We start from the raw sequence: 17914 nt of genomic DNA, 5'->3' as shown, positions 1-17914 counted from the left end.
AATAGGCACAGGCTTGACGCGACCGTCAAGCCTTGTTCGCGTTGCAAAACAAGACGGGACGCCACCTGTGGCGTAAATGCCATGCCGCTATAGGGCCGGGGCGAACCAAACCCGAACCACGAAAAACGTCATCAACGTTGTCGGATCGCGCGTACTCAATATCCGTTGAGCGTCGCGAACCGGTCGCGCAGATAGGCGATGTTGCCCCACATCGCCTCCAGCACGCGCATCCGCTTCAGGTAGAAGCCGGCGTCATATTCGTCGGTCATGCCGATCCCGCCATGGAGCTGGATCATCTCGCGGCTCATCATGTGGCCGACCTCGTTCGCCTTCACCTTGGCGAGGAGTGCCGCCTGACGCGTGTCGCCGCCGCCGTCGATCGCGGCGAGCCCGCTTTCCACCGCCGAGCGCATCAGTTCGATCTCGCTGTAGAGATTGGCCATACGATGTTGCAGCGCCTGGAACGTCGCCAGCACCTGGCCGAACTGCACCCGCTGCTTGAGGTAGGCGAGCGTGGTCTCGAACCCCTGCCCCGCCATGCCCAGCATCTCCGCCGCCGCGAGCACGCGGGCGCGGTCGAGCACCTTGTCCAGCAAGCCATCGCCACCTTTCGCCAGCTTCTCCGCCGCCGCGCCGTCGAAGGTCACGTCGGCATGGCTGCGGAAATCGGTCAGGTGGCGGCGCGCGCGCGACACGCCGCCATCGGCACCATCGACCAGATAGAGGCCGTCGCTCGCCGCGACCACGAACAGTCCGGCGCCATCGCCCTCCGCGACGAACGTTTTGGTGCCGCTCAGCTTGCCGCCGGTGACCGCTGTGCCGCCAGCGCGGCCATCGTGGCGCGGGCCTTCATCGACCGCCAGCGTGGCGACCAGTTCGCCGCTCGCGATCCGGGGTAGCCACGCCGCCTTTTGCGCCTCGCTCCCGCCGAGCACGATCGCCGATGCCGCGATCGCGCTCGCCGCGAGCGGGCTCGCGGTCAGCGTCTTGCCCAGTTCCTCGATCACCAGCCCCAGGCTGAGCCAGCCGAAGTCCGACCCACCATAAGCTTCCGGGATGACGATCCCAGCCCAGCCCATCTCGGCCATCTCGCCATAGACCGCCGCGTCGAACCCAGCCGCGGCATCGCCATCGCGCACCTTGCGCCACGCAGTCACCGGGCTTTCGTTCGACGTCCACTCGCGCGCCATGTCGCGCAACATCGTCTGTTCTTCGCTGAGTACGGCCATTGTTGGTTACCCTGTTGGCTAGCGCTGCAACTCAATGCGCTCGTTGTATTTGATTGGGGGAGCAGGAGGCAGGGAGCAGGTGTTCAGGGCATCTGCTCCCTGCTCCCTCACCCCTCACTGATGATCCAGCATCCCCAGGATCCGCTTGGCGATGATGTTGTTCTGCACCTCGGTCGAGCCGCCGTAGATCGTCGTCGCCTTGCCGAACAACCAGGCGCGGACGTCGTGCAGGTCGGTGTCGGAAAAGCCCTCCCCCTCCCAGCCGAGCCCCTGCAACCCCTTGATCTCGATGATGAGTTCGGCGCGTTCCTGGCCCAGCTCGGTGCCGACCGTCTTGAGGATCGACGACACTTCGCTGACTCCGCCGACCGCCTTCGATTCCGCCATCACGCGCATTGCGGTCAGCTGGAAGGTGCGCCAGTCCATCTCCCACTTGGCGATCCGCGCGCGCAGGTCCTTGTCGGCGATCGCACCGGATTCGTCGGTGCCGACATGCTGCTTCGCCAGGTCGGCGAGGCTCGGCCCTGCCATCTGCAACCGCGCGCCGCCGCCCGACAAATTGGTGCGCTCGTGCTGGAGCAACCGCTTGCCGATCGTCCAGCCCTGCCCCTCCTGGCCGACCAGATTCTCCTTCGGCACCTTCACATCGGTGAAGAACGTCTCGCAGAACGGCGACATGCCGGAGATCATCTTGATCGGCTTCACCTCGACGCCCGGCGCATCCATGTCGATCAACAGGAAGCTGATGCCCTTGTGCTTGTCCGACTTGTCGGTGCGGACGAGGCAGAAGCATTTGTCAGCCCACTGCCCGCCGCTTGTCCAGGTCTTCTGGCCGTTGACGATATAATAGTCGCCTTTGTCCTCGGCGAAGGTCTGGAGGTTGGCGAGGTCGGATCCGGCGTTCGGCTCCGAATAGCCCTGGCACCAGCGGATCTCGCCCTTGGCGATCGGCGGGATATGCTCATGCTTCTGCGCTTCGCTGCCATACTCCAGCAGGGTCGGGCCGAACATCATCACGCCCATGCCGCCGATCGGGTTCCACGCCCCGACCCGCGCCATCTCGTCGCCCAGCACCTTGGCCTGCGCGCGGCTCAAGCCGCCGCCGCCATAGTCCTTCGGCCAGGTCGGCACGCCCCAGCCCTTCGCGCCCATCGCTTCGCGCCACGCGGTCATATCGGGTGTTTCCCGGGTCGGGCCCTCGACGCTGGCAAGCGCATTGCCCTTGCCTTTCAGCGAAGGCGGGAAATTGGCGGCGAGCCAGTCGCGCACCTCGGCGCGGAAATCGTCGAGCGCGTCCGCGGGGCGCTCCATTGCGGCGGCGGTCGCCATGGCAATCCTCTCCTCTTCACCGAATCTGAATGTCGGGTATGGTGAAGCTGTGACACAAACCCGCCCCGCCGAAAAGCCCCTCGCCGGACGTGTCCGCGACGCGCTGGCCGCCGTCGCCGAGCCTGCAAGGGCACCGGCGATGCAGGCCTACATGAAATCGGCGATGCCGTTCCTGGGCGTGCCGGCGGTGCCGCGACAGGGTGCGTTGCGTGCGGTGTTCGCCGAGATCGACTGGCCCGACATTGCGGCGTGGCAGGCCGACGTGCTGACGCTGTGGCGGCAGGCGGCATTCCGCGAGGAACGCTATGCCGCGATCGCGCTGACCGGCGTCGCCGCGGCGCGGCCGTTCCAGACGATCGCCGCGCTGCCGCTGTACGAGGCGATGATCGTCGACGGTGCATGGTGGGATTATATCGACGAACTCGCCGGGCATCGGCTGTGGGGACTGTTGCGCAACGACCGCTTGGCGATGACGGCGGCGATGCGCGACTGGGCGAACGACGCCGACCTGTGGAAGCGGCGGAGCGCGATCCTGTGCCAGTTGCCGGCCAAGGCGGCGACCGACCTCGATTTGCTCTATGCGTGCATCGAACCGTCGCTGGAAAGTCGCGAGTTCTTCCTGCGCAAGGCGATCGGCTGGGCCTTGCGCCAATACGCCCGCACCGATCCCGCCGAAGTCACCCGCTACATCACCGCCAACGCCGATCGGATAAGCGCTCTAAGTCGGCGCGAGGCGTTGAAACACGTCGCCTAGCCTCGTCATTGCGAGCGCAGCGAAGCAATCCAGCGCGTCGCCCGCTACCCTGGACTGCTTCGCTCCGCTCGCAATGACGGGACGGGTCGAAATCGCCCGCTCGATCACCCAATTTTCCCCTGCCCGACAAACCCCGCTATAGGGGGCCGTCACCACCACCGGCATCCCGTCGGCGGCGGAAGAAAGAAACGGTGATCGAGAGCCCCCCTTCCCGCGCCACCATCCGGCCTCGCGTGAAAGGGTGCGATTCTCGTGACCTTTGGGCGGGGGATGTGGGCTCGTGACGTTCGATAATCGCGCGGTACCGATCGCGCTCGCCGCGGTGCTGATCGACACGATCGGGTTCGGCATCGTCATGCCGATCTTCCCGCAACTCATCACGCAACTCGGTCACATCGGCCTCGAACAGGCGACGCGCGTCGCGGGGTACATGCTGGTCGTGTTCTCGGTCATGCAGTTCTTCGCCGGACCGGTGCTCGGTAACCTCAGCGACCGGTTCGGGCGGCGGCCGATCCTGATGACGTCGATGCTGTGCTTCGGCATCGACTATGCGCTGATGGCATGGGCGCCGACGCTCGGCTGGCTGTTCCTGGGCCGCGCGATCGCGGGGGCGGCGGGTGCAGTCTACGGCCCCGCCGGGTCGGTGATCGCCGACGTGACCCCGCCCGAGAAGCGCGGCGCGACGTTTGGGCTGATCGGCATGGCGTTCGGCATCGGCTTCATCGTCGGCCCGGCGATCGGCGGGTTGCTGGCCGAGTTCGGGTCGCGCGCACCGTTCATCGCCGCCGCGGTCCTCGCGCTGGTCAACGCCGCGACGATGTATTTCCTGATGCCCGAGACTCTGGCGGTCGAGAATCGCCGCCCGTTCCACCTGCACGACGCGCACATCATCGGCGCTTTCCGCCCGTTGTTCCACGCCGGCAACGCCGCGCCGCTGCTGGCCGCGTGGTTCGTCTGGCAGCTCGCGCATATGGTCTATCCGTCGACCTGGTCGTTCTGGGCGGCGATGCGGCTGGGCTGGGACGCCAAGGCGATCGGCTGGAGCCTCGCCTTCGTCGGCGTCATCATGGCGTGCGTGCAGGGGATGCTGACCGGCCCCGTCATCCGGCGCTTCGGCGAGCGGCGGGCGATGGTGGCGGGGATGTGTTCGGCGGGCCTCGCTTTCTATCTCTTCGCCTTCGCCTCGACAGGGTGGCAGGCTTACGTCCTGATGGCCGTCAGCGCGTTTCAGGGCTTCGTGTTTCCCGCGTTTAACGGGCTCCTGTCGCGGATGGTCGACGCGAAACACCAGGGCGCGTTGCAGGGCGGGATCGGCAGCATGGGCAGCATCTCGTCGATCCTTGGGCCGCTGTTGCTGACGCAGGCGCTGGCGACCGGCGTCGATCACGGCTTTCCAGGGGCGAATTTCCTGCTGGCGGCGGTGCTGGTGACGATCGCGCTCGGCGTGATCGTGTGGAAAGTGCTCGACCGCGTGCCGGCATCCGACGCCGCGCCGCGCGCTAGCTCTCCTTCCCCGGCCGCCGAGTAAGCGCCATGTCGAGATGCCCGCCGGCATCGATCAGCGTGACCTCCCCGGTGATCGCGCGGGCGATCGGATCGATCAGCTGGACGATCGGCCCGGCGACGTCGTCCGGCCCGGTCGCGAAGCCCATCGGCACGCGGCCGGCGATGGTGGCGTTGAGCTTCTCGAACCCCTCCGCCCCCAGCCGCTTCTCGAACCAGCCGGTCCCGACATAGCCCGGCGCCACCGCATTGACCCGGATCGCCGGCGCCAGCACGCGCGCCAGGCTCTTGGTCAGGGTGATGAGTGCGCCCTTCGACGCGGCATAGGCGACCGACGACCCCATGCCGTACAGCCCAGCGACGCTCGCCACGTTGACGACGGCGCTCGCGTCCCGCTCGCGCATCGCCGGCGCGCAGGCACGCACCATCTGGAACGCGGCGATCGTGTTGAGGCGGTAGATGTCGACGAAGTCCTCCGCGTCGAGCGCGTCGAGATCCTCGTGGTTGGCGAACTTGGTGCGGCCGGCATTGTTGACCAGGAAGTCGATCCGCCCGAACGCGTCGACCGCTGCTTTGGCCAGCGCGCGGCACGCGGCATCCTCGACGATGTCCGCCTGTACCGCGATCGAGCCATTACCCGCTTCGGTCGCGACCGCCTCAGCATCGGCCCTGCTCGACGCATAGTTGACCACGCAGCGCACGCCCCGTTCGGCCAGCATCCGCACGACGCTCGCGCCGATCCCGGTGCCGCCGCCCGTCACGATCGCGACCCGTCCGTCCATCGCCGCGCTCATGCCCGGGCACTCGGACGCGCCGATACGCGCGCGTGCCACGCCGTCAGGTTGGTCAGCTCGTCGGGTACGGCGGTGCCGACGAACCCGGCGAAATCGACGATCGTCAGCAGGCAGATATCGGCCATCGAGAAAGCATCGCTCGCCAGGTATTCGCGTCCCGCCAGCTGATCGTCGATGAAGCGCATCGCGTCCGCGACCTTGGGTCGATTGCTCTCGCCGAACTCGGTGAATTGCTGGAACAGGCGGGCGGTCAAGGCGTGTGTGTGGACCCAGATCATCGCGAGCGGGGAGCCGAACCGCAACTCGACCCGGCGGATCCACATGTCGATCCGCGCCATCTCCAGCGGATCGGTCCCGAACATCGGCGGCGTCGGATGCAGCGCTTCGAAATACCGGCAGATCGATACCGTCTCGGTCAACACCTCGCCGCTGTCGAGCTTGAGCGCTGGCACTTGGCCGAGCGGATTGACCGCCAGGAACGCGTCCGACTTCAGTTCGCCGCCCATGATCGAGATGTCCTGCATCGGCACCGCGATCCCCTTCTCCGCCAGGAAGATGCGCACGCGGCGCGGGGTCGGCGCCGGATTGGGGGCGTTGTAGAACAGCATCGAAACCCTCTCGATTCCCGTTTTCGAATATTGCGTATGGCATTCGCGGCGACGTTCGCCTAGCCAGCCCTGCCATGAGCGCGACCGACCTGCTGACCAGCGACTTCGCCACGCTGCCCGACCTCCTGCGCGATCATGCCCGCGAGCGTGGCGACAAGGTGGCCGTCGCCGACGAGCGCGCGAGCCTGACCTATGCCGAACTCGACACGCTGACGGACCGTATCGCCGCGGCGTTGCAGCGCGATGGTGTGGCGCAGGGCCAGTCGGTCGCGATCGTCGCCGCCGCCTCGATCGAATATGTTGCGGTGTTCATGGGCACGTTGCGTGCCGGGTGCGTGGCGACACCGCTCGCACCGTCGTCGACGCCGGCCGCGCTGGCGGCGATGATCGCCGATTGCGGCGCGCCGATCGTGTTCGTCGATGCCGACAACGCTGCGGCGGTCGCCGGCCAGCCGATCGCGGCGCGGCAAGTCCGGCTCGACAGCGACGACTTCGCCGCATGGCTGGCACCCGAGGGCGCGACGCCGGCCCCCGTCACGATCGCACCCGAGCATGGCTTCAACATCATCTATTCGTCGGGCACCACCGGCGCGCCGAAGGGCATCGTCCAGAGCCACGCAATGCGCTGGGCGCATATCGGCCGCAACGCCGCGAGCGGATTCGACAGCGCGGTCACGATGACCTCTACCCCGCTTTACTCCAACACGACATTGGTCAGCTTCCTGCCGACGCTCGGCTGGGGCGGCACCGCCGTCCTGATGAAGAAGTTCGACGCGCGCACGTTCCTCGAACTCGCCGAGCGCCATCGCGCGACGCACGCGATGCTGGTGCCGGTGCAGTACCAGCGGATCATGGCGCTGCCCGATTTCGACCGGTTCGACCTGTCGAGCTTCCGCCTGAAGACCTCGACCAGCGCGCCATTCTCGGCGGCCCTCAAGGCGGACGTCGTGAAGCGCTGGCCCGGCCTGCTGGTCGAATATTACGGTATGACCGAGGGCGGTGCCTCGACCGGGCTCAACGCGACCGAGTTTCCCGACAAGCTGCACACGGTCGGCAAGCCCCTGCCCGGTCACGACATGCGGCTGATCGACGAGGACGGCAACGAAATCGCTCAGGGCGAAGTCGGCGAAGTGGTCGGGCGGTCACCGGCGATGATGACCGGCTATCACGGCCGCAGGCAAGCGACCACGGATGGCGAATGGTACGATGCGGTGGGCAACCGGTATATCCGGCACGGCGATATCGGGCGGTTCGATGCGGACGGCTTCCTGACCCTGCTCGACCGCAAGAAGGACCTCATCATCTCGGGCGGGTTCAACATCTACCCCGTCGATCTCGAGGCGGTGCTGCGCCGCCATCCCGCCGTCGCCGATTGCAGCGTGATCGGGGTTCCGTCGAAGGCATGGGGCGAGACCCCCGTCGGCTTCTACGTGCCCCACACCGGGATCGACGCGTCGGCCGCCGACATCATGGCCTGGACTAACGGCCAGCTCGGCAAGACGCAGCGGCTGTCGGCGCTGCACGCGATCGATGAACTGCCGCGCAGCGCCATCGGCAAAGTGCTGAAACGCGAGCTGCGCGACCGGCTGGCGCCGCATGAAGAGGGGGACTGATGTCCGGGCTCAAACAGATCATCGACGCGCTGGAGCCGATCGACGGTGGTTGGCGTGGGGCGATCCCGGATAGCTGGCTGCAGGGGCGGACGAGCTATGGCGGACTGTCCGCGGCGCTGGCGTTGCACGCGGCACAGCTGTCGGACACCGACCTGCCGCCGTTGCGGTCGGCGCTGGTCGCGTTCATCGGCCCGTTGTCGGGCACGGTGACCATCCGCGCGAGCCGCCTTCGCCGCGGCCGTAACGCGGCGTTCGTTCAGGCCGATGTCGAGAGTGGGGCGGGCCTGGGCCTGCGTGCCACGTTCGTCTTCATGAACGCCGTCGAATCGAAGGTCGATCACCAGGTCGGTCGCGCGCCCGACTTCGCCCCGCCGCAGCCCGGAGACACCACCTTCAAAGGCAATTCCGCCGTGATGTTCGCGCAGAATTTTGAGTTGCTCGATCGACGCGACGCGACGGTCGGGCCGGCGGAGTGGCTGCGCTGGGTGCGACTCAACGATCGCGACGGGATCGATCCGATGGTCGAGCTGATCGCGGTCGCCGACTGTCTGCCGCCGGCCGCGCTGAAACTGGTCGGCGGGCCGGCCCCGGTCAGTTCGATGACGTGGCAGCTCAACATCCTCGGTCCGCAACCGACCACGACCGACGGCTGGTGGCTGCTGCGCGCCGACAGCGCCTATGCCCGGGGCGGCAATTCGAGCCAGGAAATGCGGATCTGGAACGCCGCCGGCGAGCCGATCGCCGAACAGATGCAAAGCGTCGCGATCTTCGCGTGAGGCGCCGCGATCGGCCTAACCGCGACAAATTGCGACACAATCGCGGTGGACTGACACCGCGCGGCGACACAGAGCGGCGATAGCAGCCAGCATCGGCGGGGATGGCCCCTGCCCACTTCGTTCGAGGGACCAATCTCCGTGAACCGCACCCTTCTTGCTGCGCTGCTGGCCGGCGCGACCTTCGCCACCACGGCCATCGCCCAGACCGCGCCGATGCCGCCAGAACCGACCGGCGTCGAGACTCGCGACCAGGCGATGGCGCGCGCCGATGCCCGTTTCGACCGGCTCGATATCAATCACGACGGCAAACTGACGCCCGCCGAGCTTGCCGCGATGCGCCGGATGGCGCCGCCGCCCGCCGACGGCGCGGCACCGGCGCCTTCGGGCCGCCCCGATCGGGGCGACCGCATGTTCGCGCGGCTCGACACGAATGGCGACGGCGTGGTCGACCGGGCGGAGTTCCGCGCGCAGGCGGCACGACGCTTCGATCGCGTCGATGCGAATCACGACGGAGTCATCGACGCCGCGGAACGCCAGGCGGTGCGCGACGCGATGGGTGACAGAATGGGACAGAGGCATGGCCGGCGCGGAACCCCGGCGGATGGTGGCGCCATGCCGCCGCCGCCCCCGCCGGCTCCCGCCCCTGCCCCGGATACCGGGCAGTAATCCCCCTTACTGTTCCGGTTGCCGGGCGGACGCCCCTCCTCGTCCGCCCGGCTTGTCTTTCCCGCCTTGCCTCCGCGCGTATTTGGAGAGAGGCTGACGCGTGCGCGGCGATCCACCCATGAGCAACATCCCCCACCTCCTGCTGGTCGATGACGAGCGGTCCATTCGCGAGCCGCTGGCGCAGTATCTGACCAAGCAGGGGTTCCGCGTGACGCAGGCCGGCGATGCCGAAGCGGCGCGCGCGCGGCTGGCCGCCTACGCGATCGACCTCGTCATCCTCGACATCATGATGCCGGGCGAGGACGGGCTGAGCCTGTGCCGCCACATCCGCGCGTCGAGCGAGACGCCGGTCATCCTGCTGACCGCGCGGAGCGAGGAAACCGACCGGATCGTCGGGCTGGAGATCGGCGCCGACGATTATGTCACCAAGCCCTTTTCCCCGCGTGAACTGGCGACTCGCGTCAAGGTGATCCTGCGCCGCGCCGCCGCCAGCGGGACGCGCCAGCACGCGCCGGAAAGCGGCAGCTACGCCTTTGCCGGCTGGGTCCTGAAATCGGGCGAGCGCGCGCTGATCGATCGTGAGGGCGTGTCGCTGCCGCTGTCGACCGGCGAATACAATCTGCTGCTCGCGCTGGTGCAGCGGCCGCGACAGGTGCTGACGCGCGACCAGTTGCTCGACCTGACGCAGGGCCGCGAGGCGATGGCGTTCGACCGCGCGATCGACAATCAGGTCAGCCGCCTCCGTCGCAAGATCGAGGCCGACCCGAAGAATCCGGAAATCGTCAAGACGGTGTGGGGCGGCGGCTACACGCTGGCGACCGAAGTCACCCGGCTGTAACGCCGTGGCGGTCAAGCTCTATCCGCGGAACCTGGCGGGCCAGCTGGCGATCCTGCTGGCGGCGGCATTGTTCGTCGCGCAAGCGATCAATTTCGGCCTGCTGTTGGGAGAACGGCGACAGGGTCGGCTGGACCAGATCACCGGGCCGATCGCGGCGCGGATCGTCGACGTCATCAACGCCCCGCCGAACGAGCGCCAGCGCGAACCCGACATCCAGCAGGAACGGCTCGACCGCGGACGCACCGCGATCCTGCGCGACAATCCGATTACCGCGGGCATGCAGCGTCGGATGGAGATCGAGGACGCTCTCAAGCACAACCTCGCCGAAGTCGGCATCCGCCCTGCGCAGGTGCTGACCGGCATCCGCAAGATTCCGGCGAACGACCCGCGGTTCGCGCATATGAACCGCTTCCGCGCCGAGCGCCTGCGCAACGCCGGCTCGGAGCTGCTGATCGCGGTCGAGCAGCCGGGGCGCGGCTGGGTGTCGACCAGCGTGCCGTGGCAGACGATGGACGGCTTCATCGTCTGGCGGCTGATCGCGCAGACGCTGATCCTGTACGGCGTCATCCTGTTGCCGGTGCTGTGGATCGGCCGGCGCATCTCGCAACCGCTCCGGACGCTGGCCCGCGCGGCGCGTTCGTTCCGGCCGGGCGACGACTCGCAGGCGGTGAGGGAGGAAGGGCCGCAGGACGTGCGCGCCGTGACCTCCGCGTTCAACGCGCTGCGCACCAACGTGACCGGAATGCTGGACGAGAAGGATCGCATGCTCGGCGCGATCGGGCACGACCTGCGCACGCCGCTCGCCGCGTTGCGCGTGCGCATCGAGTCGGTCGACGACGAGGACGACCGAGCAAAGATGGCCGACACGATTGACGAGATGAACCGCACGCTCGACGATATCCTGTCGCTGGCGCGGCTCGGGCGGCCGAGCGAGGCGGCGACCGAGGTCGATCTGGCCGCGCTGGTCGATGCGGTGGTCGAGGACTTCCGCGACTTGGGCAGCCCGGTCGAGTTCGTCGAGGCCGACCGCCTGCCGATCCGCATCCGCCCCTCGCTGATGCGGCGCGCGGTCCGCAATCTCATAGAGAATGCGGTCAAATATGGCGGCGAGGCCGACGTGTCGCTGGCCGCGACCGCGACCGAAGCGGCGATCACCGTCGCCGACCGCGGCCCCGGCATCCCCGAAGCGCGGATCGGCGAAGTGTTCGAGCCGTTCACTCGGCTGGAGGGATCGCGCAACAAGGAAACCGGCGGGATCGGCCTCGGCCTGGCGCTTGCCCGCGCCATCGTCCGGGAGGCGCGCGGCGAGATCGTGCTCGCCAACCGCCCAGATGGCGGGCTCGCCGCGACGATCACCCTGCCGCGCTGAAGCGCTGGCGCGACGCGGCGGGCGGGGGCATAGTCATCGGCGATGCTGCGCCGCCTGCCTCTCCTCGCTCTTCTGGCTCTGGCCGCGATGCCCGCCGCGGCGCGCCAGACCACCTATGCCAATCCGGTCGATCTCGATTATCGCTACAATTTCGAGCAGGAACGCGAGGGCATCTCGTACCGCACCGGCGCCGACCCGGCGGTCGTCAACCATCGCGGTGTCTATTACCTCTTCCTGACGCTCGCCGAGGGCTATTGGCGCTCGACCGACCTGATCCACTGGACCTTCATCAAGCCGAGCCGCTGGCCGTTCGACGGACTCGTCGCGCCAGCGGTGGAGAGCGACGGCAAGCGGCTCTACGTCAAGCCGTCGACGATGCGTCCGGGGCCTATCCTGGTCAGCGACGCGCCCGATACCGGCAAGCTCGACTTTCTCACGCGGCTGATGCCGCCGATCCCGAACGGTGCGTACGAAGGCGATCCGCATCCGCCGGCCGACAGCCTGCCCCCCGGGCCCTGGGATCCCGACCTGTTCCGCGACGACGACGGCAAATGGTATCTCTACTGGAACTCGTCGAACGTCTATCCGCTCTACGGCATCGAACTCGATCCGAAGCAGGCGATGGCGTATCGCGGCACGGCCAAGCCGCTGATCGCGCTCGACCCAGCCCGGCACGGCTGGGAACGGTTCGGCCAAGATCACACCAGCGCCATCAAGCCGTTCATCGAGGGCGCGTGGATGACGCGCCACGCCGGCAAATATTATCTGCAGTACGCCGCGCCGGGCACCGAATATAACGTCTACGCGACCGGCGCTTACGTCGGCGCCAGCCCGCTCGGCGACTTCACCTATGCCGCCTGGAACCCCGTCGCGTACAAGCCCGGCGGGTTCGTCACCGGCGCGGGGCACGGCTCGACGTTTCGCGACAATGCCGGCCGCTACTGGCTGACGGGCACGCCGTGGATCGGCTACAACTGGCCGTTCGAGCGGCGCGTCGGGTTGTGGCCGGTAACCTTCTATCCGGACGGACAGATGGCGGCCAACACGCGGTTCGGCGATTTCCCCCACGTCGCCGCGACCGGTGCATTCACCGGCTGGATGCTGCTGTCGTATCGCAAGCCGGCGGTTGCCTCCTCGACACTGGGCGAGTTCGCGGCGAGCCGCACGACCGACGAGGATCCGCGCAGTTTCTGGGTCGCCGCCGCCAATCGCCCGGGCGAGACGTTGACGGTCGACCTCGGCGCGGTCGCGACGGTGCGGGCGGTGCAGGTCGACTTCGCCGACTACAAGGCTGGCCGCTTCGGCGACGCGCCCGACATCTATACCGAGTTCACCCTGATGGGGTCGGCGGACGGCAAAACGTGGCGGCGGATCGGCGGGACCGATGCCCCGCGCCGCGACCGGCCCAACGCCTATGTCGAGCTCGCCCGGCCGGAGCGGCTGCGCTACGTCCGCTATGTCCACAGCCATGTCGGCGCGGCGTATCTCGCGATCGCCGACCTGCGCGTGTTCGGGACGACCGATGGTCGCGCGCCGGCGACCCCGATGCTGGCGAGCGCCGAGCGTCACGCCGACCAGCGTGACGCGACGATCCGCTGGGCGGCCGTGCCCGGTGCGGTCGGCTACAACATTCGCTGGGGCATCGCGCCCGACCGGCTGGTCCAGACGTACCAGCGCTGGGCCGACCAGGGGACCACGCTCGACCTGCGCGCGCTGACCGTGGGGCAGCCCTACTACGTCGCCGTGGAGGCATTCAACGCGAGCGGGGTGTCGGGGTTGAGCGCAACGAAGGGGATGTAGCCGCCTGCCCCGTCGCTTCGCTTGGCCACTGGTGCGGGTGGTCGGGCTCGAACCGACACTCCTTGCGGAACCGGATTTTGAGTCCGGCGCGTCTACCAATTCCACCACACCCGCGCAGTAGCCGGCGGTGCCTAGACGAGGCCGCCGCTTCGGGCAACGCCCTAATTGGTCGGCGCGCGCCGGCGATAACTGAGCGCCTCGGCGATATGCACACGCCCGACCTGGTCGGCACCGGCCAGATCGGCGATCGTCCGCGCGACGCGCAGGATGCGGGTATAGCCGCGCGCCGACAGCCGCATCGCCTCCGACGCTTGCGCCAGCAACGTGCGGCCGGCCTCGTCGGGCATCGCCACTGCGTCCAGCAGGTCGCCGTCCGCCTCGGCATTGGTGCGTGCGGCATGTCCGTCGTACCGCACCGTCTGGATCGCCCGCGCCGCCGCGACGCGTTGCGCCACCTCCGCCGAGCCCTCGGCCGGCGGCGGCAGGACGAGGTCGGCGGCGCTGACCGCCTGCACCTCGACGTGCAGGTCGATGCGGTCGAGCAACGGCCCCGACACTTTCGCCTGATAATCGGCCGCGCATTTCGGTGCCCGCGCGCAGGCCAAAGATGCATCGCCGAGATGCCCGCAGCGGCACGGGTTCATCGCCGCGACCAGCTGCACCCGCGCCGGGAAGGTGACGTGCGCATTGGCGCGCGCGACGCTGACGGTACCGGTCTCGAGCGGCTGGCGCAGCGAATCGAGCACTGCGCGCTGGAACTCCGGCAGCTCGTCGAGGAACAGCACGCCGAGATGCGCCATGCTCACCTCGCCCGGCCGCACCCGCAGGCCGCCGCCGACCAATGCCGCCATCGACGCCGAATGATGCGGGCTGCGATACGGCCGCGTCCGCGTGATCCGCCCACCCTCCAGCGTCCCCGCGACCGACTGCACCATCGACACTTCGAGCGCCTCGGCCGCATCGAGCGGCGGCAAGATCCCGGGCAGGCACGACGCCATCAGCGACTTGCCCGCCCCCGGTGGCCCGACCATCAACAGGTTGTGCGCGCCGGCCGCGGCGATCTCCAGCGCGCGCTTGGCGGTTTCCTGTCCCTTCACCTGCTTGAGGTCAGGCCCGAATCCCGGCGCCGCCGCCTCGCCCGGCTGCGGCGCGCCGAGCAGCTGGTTGCCCTTGAGATGGTTGAGCAGCGACAAGAGATCGGGCGCCGCCACGACTTGCACCGATCCCGCCCACGCCGCTTCCGCCCCCTGCGCCGCCGGGCAGACCAGCCCCTTCCCCTCCTCCGCCGCATGCAGCGCCGCAAGGAGCACGCCCGGCGACGGCGCGATCCGCCCGTCGAGTCCAAGCTCACCGACCACGACGAACTCGCTCAGCGTCTCGGCATCGACCACGCCCATCGCACCCAGTAGCGCCAGCGCGATCGGCAGGTCGAAATGCGTGCCCTCCTTGGGCAGGTCGGCCGGCGACAGGTTCACCACGATCCGTTTGGGCGGCAATGACAGCCCCATCGCGGCGATCGCGCCGCGCACCCGCTCGCGGCTTTCCGCCACCGCCTTGTCGGCCAGCCCGACGACGGTGAAGTTGGGCAGCCCGGCGATCAGGCTGCACTGCACCTCGACACCGCGCGCCTCCAACCCCAGATACGCGACCGTCGAGACCAACGTGGCCATGCAATCCCCCCGAACCCCGCTTATCCCTACCAGCTTGTCGCGGGTTGGGAACAGTCGTCAGGTATCTCGGTCCGTCCCAAACTTGACAAACTTGACGGGGGTAGCGGTTCCCCGCGAGCAAACGCCCCGTCCGGTTCGTCAGGACACGCCGGCGGCGATTTCAGCTCGTTTCCTACATTGCAAGCCGGCCCGGCGGCGGCCATCCGCGACGGATCGCGGAACCGCTCTCGCGTTGACTTCGGCAACGGCCTCGCTTATGCGCCCCGCGACCGAGGCCGTCCGCGTGGCGGCCCTTTTCAATTCAGACGATCAGGGAATGAGCGATGAAGCGGACTTTTCAGCCGAGCAACCTGGTGCGGGCGCGCCGGCACGGCTTCCGCGCGCGGATGGCGACCGTGGGCGGCCGCAACGTGATCCGTGCCCGCCGCGCGCGCGGCCGCAAGAAGCTGTCGGCGTAACCCCCGACTCGGCAATGCCGGGTGACGATGCCGGCCCGCCTCCCCCGGGAGCGCGGGCTGGTCTCATTTCTGGCGCTGTCGTGACGCTGACCAGGCGCAAGGATTTCCTGGCGGCGAACAGCGGCCGGCGCGCGCCGATGCCCGGCTTCGTGCTGCTGGTGAAACCGCGCGACGACGGCGATCCGACGATGCGCGTGGGCTATACGGTGACCAAGAAGATCGGCAACGCGGTGGTGCGCAACCGCATCAAGCGGCGGTTCCGTGCGCTGGCGCGCGAGGTGCTGCCGGTCAGCGGCGTGGCCGGGGCCGACCATGTCCTGATCGGGCGCGGCGACGGCCTGACCCGCGAGTTCGCGCAGCTCAAGCGCGATCTCGCCAAGGCGCTGGCGAAGACGCAAAGATGATGCTTTCCCCTCACCGTCATCCTCGCGAAAGCGGGGACCCAGCTCCGGCGCGGGCCGTTCACAAGACCTCTGTTGCGCTGACTGGCATCGATGCGAGATGGATCCCCGATTTCGCGGGGATGACGCCGGTTGGGAGGTCGAGCTGACATGTTTCGCCGCGTCGTCACCTGGCTCCTCATCAAGCTCGTCCGGCTGTGGCAGATCGGCCCGTCGGCGATCCTGCCGCCGAGCTGCCGCTACCAGCCGTCATGTTCCGCCTATGCAATCACCGCGCTTCGCCGCTATGGGCCGCTCAAGGGCGGGTGGCTGGCGATGAAGCGGATCGGGCGGTGCCATCCCTGGGGCGGGTTCGGCCCCGACCCCGTGCCCTGATTTCCTCGATAAGGTTTGCCCAGGCGTGACCAACGACAATCGCAACTTCATCACCTTCGCGATCCTGGCGGTGCTGATCCTGCTGGGATCGCAGTTCGTCACGCATTGGTTCTTCCCGGCCAACCCGCCGGTGACCAAGATCGAGGGCGGCAAGACCAAGGTCCAGCCGAACACGACCGCACCGGCGCCGACCACCGCGGCGACGCTCCAGAACCTGACCACGGTGCTGCAACAGAGCGCCGGCCAGCGCGTGCCGATCCAGACGCCGACGCTGAAAGGGTCGATCAACCTGAAGGGCGCGCGGATCGACGACCTCGTCTTGTCGAAGTATGACGAGACGATCGCCAGGAATTCGCCGCCGATCCGCCTGCTCTCGCCGGCCGGCGCGGCCGACGCCTATTTCGCGAGCTTCGGCTGGGACGGGATCGGCGGCGCGGTGCCGAACGACAATACGGTGTGGACCGCGCAAGGATCGGTGCTGGCGCCGGGCAAGCCGATCACGCTGACCACCGCCAACGCGCAGGGACAGCGTTTCGCGATCGAGCTGTCGGTCGACGACCAGTATATGTTCACCGTCAAGCAGACCGTCGCCAATGCCGGCGGCGCGCCGGTCGAGGTCGCGACCAAAAGCATGGTGATGCGCGCCGACAAGTCGAAGGACCCGGACAGCTGGACGATCCAGGTCGGCCCGATGTGGATGCACAACGGCGGCGCCGATTATTCGATCAACTGGTCGGATGTCGACAAGGGTACGCCCGCCGTCACGACCACCGGTGGGTGGGAAGGCTTTACCGACAAATATTGGCTTACGGCCCTCATTCCCGATCAACGCGTGCCGTTCACCGGCTCCTACACGTCGAGCGGCGGCAAGGATTACACCGCGACCGTTGTCGGCAATCGCACGACGCTGCCGGCCGGTAAGGAGTTCAGCGAAACCAGCCGTTTCTTCGCCGGCGCGAAGGAAGTCCGCGTCCTCAACCATTATGAGGATCAGGCCAAGGTGCCGCTGTTCGGCCGCGCGATCGACTGGGGCTGGTTCGAGGTGATCGAGAAGCCGATCTTCACCTATCTCGACTGGCTGTTCCACATGGTCGGCAATTTCGGCGTGGCGATCATGCTGCTGACGCTGACGATCCGCGCGCTGATCTTCCCGATCGCGCAGCGCCAGTTCGCCTCGATGGCGGCGATGCGCGCGATCCAGCCGAAGATGAAGGCGCTCCAGGAACGCTACAAGGACGACAAGCAGCGCCAGCAGACCGAGATCATGAAGCTGTACAAGGAGGAGAAGGTCAATCCGCTCGCGGGCTGCCTGCCGACCCTGATCCAGATTCCGATCATGTATTCGCTCTACAAGGTGCTGATGCTGACAATCGAAATGCGGCACCAGCCGTTCGTCGCCTGGATCAAGGACCTGTCGGCGCCCGACCCGCTGACGCCGCTCAACCTGTTCGGCCTGCTCAACTTCACGCCGCCGCACTTCATCGCGATCGGCGTCGTGCCGGTGCTGCTCGGCATCTCGATGTGGCTGCAATTCCGCATGAACCCGGCGCCGATGGACGAGGCGCAGAAGCAGATCTTCGCGTTCATGCCGTGGGTGCTGATGTTCGTGATGGCGCCGTTCGCGGTGGGCTTGCAGGTCTACTGGATCACCAGCAACCTGCTGACCGTGCTCCAGCAGAAGGTGCTGTACGCGCGCCATCCCGAACTGATGAAGCCGGTGAAGAAATAGCA

At 67.8% G+C, this 17914-nt stretch carries 17 protein-coding genes and 1 tRNA gene; 12 read left to right on the top strand and 6 right to left on the bottom strand.

What is annotated here, in order from left to right; genetic code table 11:
• Positions 1-155: 155 nt before the first annotated feature.
• Both J0I47_RS02795 and J0I47_RS02790 read right to left on the bottom strand, forming a co-directional pair.
• On the bottom strand, positions 156-1229 hold the full coding sequence (locus tag J0I47_RS02795; RefSeq protein WP_294044916.1) for an acyl-CoA dehydrogenase family protein: 1074 nt from the start codon (positions 1227-1229) through the stop codon (positions 156-158).
• 114 nt (positions 1230-1343) lie between these two features.
• On the bottom strand, positions 1344-2558 hold the full coding sequence (locus J0I47_RS02790) for an acyl-CoA dehydrogenase family protein (protein ID WP_294044915.1): 1215 nt from the start codon (positions 2556-2558) through the stop codon (positions 1344-1346).
• A gap of 49 nt (positions 2559-2607) precedes the next feature.
• Here J0I47_RS02790 and J0I47_RS02785 point away from each other — a divergent pair, with 49 nt between their 5' ends.
• Together J0I47_RS02785 and J0I47_RS02780 are read left to right on the top strand one after the other, a co-directional pair.
• Positions 2608-3312, top strand: a complete 705-nt coding sequence (locus J0I47_RS02785; RefSeq protein ID WP_294044914.1) for a DNA alkylation repair protein — start codon at positions 2608-2610, stop codon at positions 3310-3312.
• Positions 3313-3592: 280 nt separating this feature from the next.
• Complete coding sequence (locus J0I47_RS02780; RefSeq protein ID WP_294044913.1) at positions 3593-4840, top strand: MFS transporter; 1248 nt, start codon at positions 3593-3595, stop codon at positions 4838-4840.
• Here J0I47_RS02780 and J0I47_RS02775 read toward each other — a convergent pair.
• On the bottom strand, positions 4812-5609 hold the full coding sequence (locus J0I47_RS02775) for an SDR family oxidoreductase (protein ID WP_294044912.1): 798 nt from the start codon (positions 5607-5609) through the stop codon (positions 4812-4814). The two genes, J0I47_RS02780 and J0I47_RS02775, sit on opposite strands and share 29 nt — an antisense overlap.
• Positions 5606-6217 carry a glutathione S-transferase family protein gene (locus tag J0I47_RS02770; protein WP_294044911.1) on the bottom strand — a complete coding sequence of 204 codons (612 nt, stop codon included), beginning with the start codon at positions 6215-6217 and terminating at the stop codon, positions 5606-5608. The genes J0I47_RS02775 and J0I47_RS02770 overlap by 4 nt, the downstream gene beginning before the upstream one ends.
• Positions 6218-6291: 74 nt before the next feature.
• On the opposite strand from J0I47_RS02770, the gene J0I47_RS02765 reads away from it, so the two are divergent.
• From J0I47_RS02765 to J0I47_RS02740, 6 genes are all read left to right on the top strand, one after another.
• Entirely contained in the window at positions 6292-7830 is a 1539-nt protein-coding gene (locus J0I47_RS02765) for a class I adenylate-forming enzyme family protein (protein ID WP_294044910.1), read from the top strand.
• Entirely contained in the window at positions 7830-8606 is a 777-nt protein-coding gene (locus tag J0I47_RS02760) for a thioesterase family protein (protein ID WP_294044909.1), read from the top strand. The genes J0I47_RS02765 and J0I47_RS02760 overlap by 1 nt, the downstream gene beginning before the upstream one ends.
• 138 nt (positions 8607-8744) lie before the next feature.
• The gene (locus J0I47_RS02755) at positions 8745-9272 is read left to right on the top strand and encodes an EF-hand domain-containing protein (protein WP_294044908.1); all 528 of its coding nucleotides are present in this window, start codon (positions 8745-8747) and stop codon (positions 9270-9272) included.
• 118 nt (positions 9273-9390) lie between these two features.
• On the top strand, positions 9391-10110 hold the full coding sequence (locus J0I47_RS02750) for a response regulator (RefSeq protein WP_294044907.1): 720 nt from the start codon (positions 9391-9393) through the stop codon (positions 10108-10110).
• 4 nt (positions 10111-10114) lie between these two features.
• Positions 10115-11479 carry an ATP-binding protein gene (locus J0I47_RS02745; RefSeq protein ID WP_294044906.1) on the top strand — a complete coding sequence of 455 codons (1365 nt, stop codon included), beginning with the start codon at positions 10115-10117 and terminating at the stop codon, positions 11477-11479.
• A 42-nt stretch (positions 11480-11521) separates the two neighbouring features.
• Positions 11522-13279, top strand: a complete 1758-nt coding sequence (locus J0I47_RS02740) for a family 43 glycosylhydrolase (protein ID WP_294044905.1) — start codon at positions 11522-11524, stop codon at positions 13277-13279.
• Between the two features lie 29 nt (positions 13280-13308).
• On the opposite strand, the gene J0I47_RS02735 is transcribed toward J0I47_RS02740, so the two are convergent.
• Both J0I47_RS02735 and J0I47_RS02730 read right to left on the bottom strand, forming a co-directional pair.
• Positions 13309-13393: transfer RNA gene (locus tag J0I47_RS02735), tRNA-Leu, on the bottom strand.
• A gap of 47 nt (positions 13394-13440) precedes the next feature.
• The gene (locus tag J0I47_RS02730) at positions 13441-14949 is read right to left on the bottom strand and encodes a YifB family Mg chelatase-like AAA ATPase (protein ID WP_294044904.1); all 1509 of its coding nucleotides are present in this window, start codon (positions 14947-14949) and stop codon (positions 13441-13443) included.
• Between the two features lie 323 nt (positions 14950-15272).
• Here J0I47_RS02730 and rpmH point away from each other — a divergent pair, with 323 nt between their 5' ends.
• The 4 genes from rpmH (at position 15273) to yidC (ending at position 17912) form a co-directional block, all read left to right on the top strand.
• Positions 15273-15407, top strand: coding sequence for a 50S ribosomal protein L34 (rpmH, locus tag J0I47_RS02725; RefSeq protein ID WP_135983209.1), 135 nt, complete (start codon positions 15273-15275; stop codon positions 15405-15407).
• 80 nt (positions 15408-15487) lie between these two features.
• The gene (gene rnpA, locus J0I47_RS02720) at positions 15488-15811 is read left to right on the top strand and encodes a ribonuclease P protein component (protein ID WP_294044903.1); all 324 of its coding nucleotides are present in this window, start codon (positions 15488-15490) and stop codon (positions 15809-15811) included.
• A 147-nt stretch (positions 15812-15958) separates the two neighbouring features.
• Positions 15959-16183: a membrane protein insertion efficiency factor YidD gene (gene yidD / locus J0I47_RS02715; RefSeq protein ID WP_294044902.1), complete on the top strand. Its 225-nt coding sequence runs from the start codon at positions 15959-15961 to the stop codon at positions 16181-16183.
• A 25-nt stretch (positions 16184-16208) separates the two neighbouring features.
• Entirely contained in the window at positions 16209-17912 is a 1704-nt protein-coding gene (gene yidC, locus J0I47_RS02710; RefSeq protein ID WP_294044901.1) for a membrane protein insertase YidC, read from the top strand.
• Positions 17913-17914: the final 2 nt, after the last annotated feature.

Origin of the sequence: Sphingomonas sp., from assembly GCF_017304635.1 — a bacterium.
Lineage (GTDB): Bacteria > Pseudomonadota > Alphaproteobacteria > Sphingomonadales > Sphingomonadaceae > Sphingomonas.
Note: the sequence above shows the minus strand (reverse complement) of the source record. Positions and strands in the feature narration are given on the sequence as shown.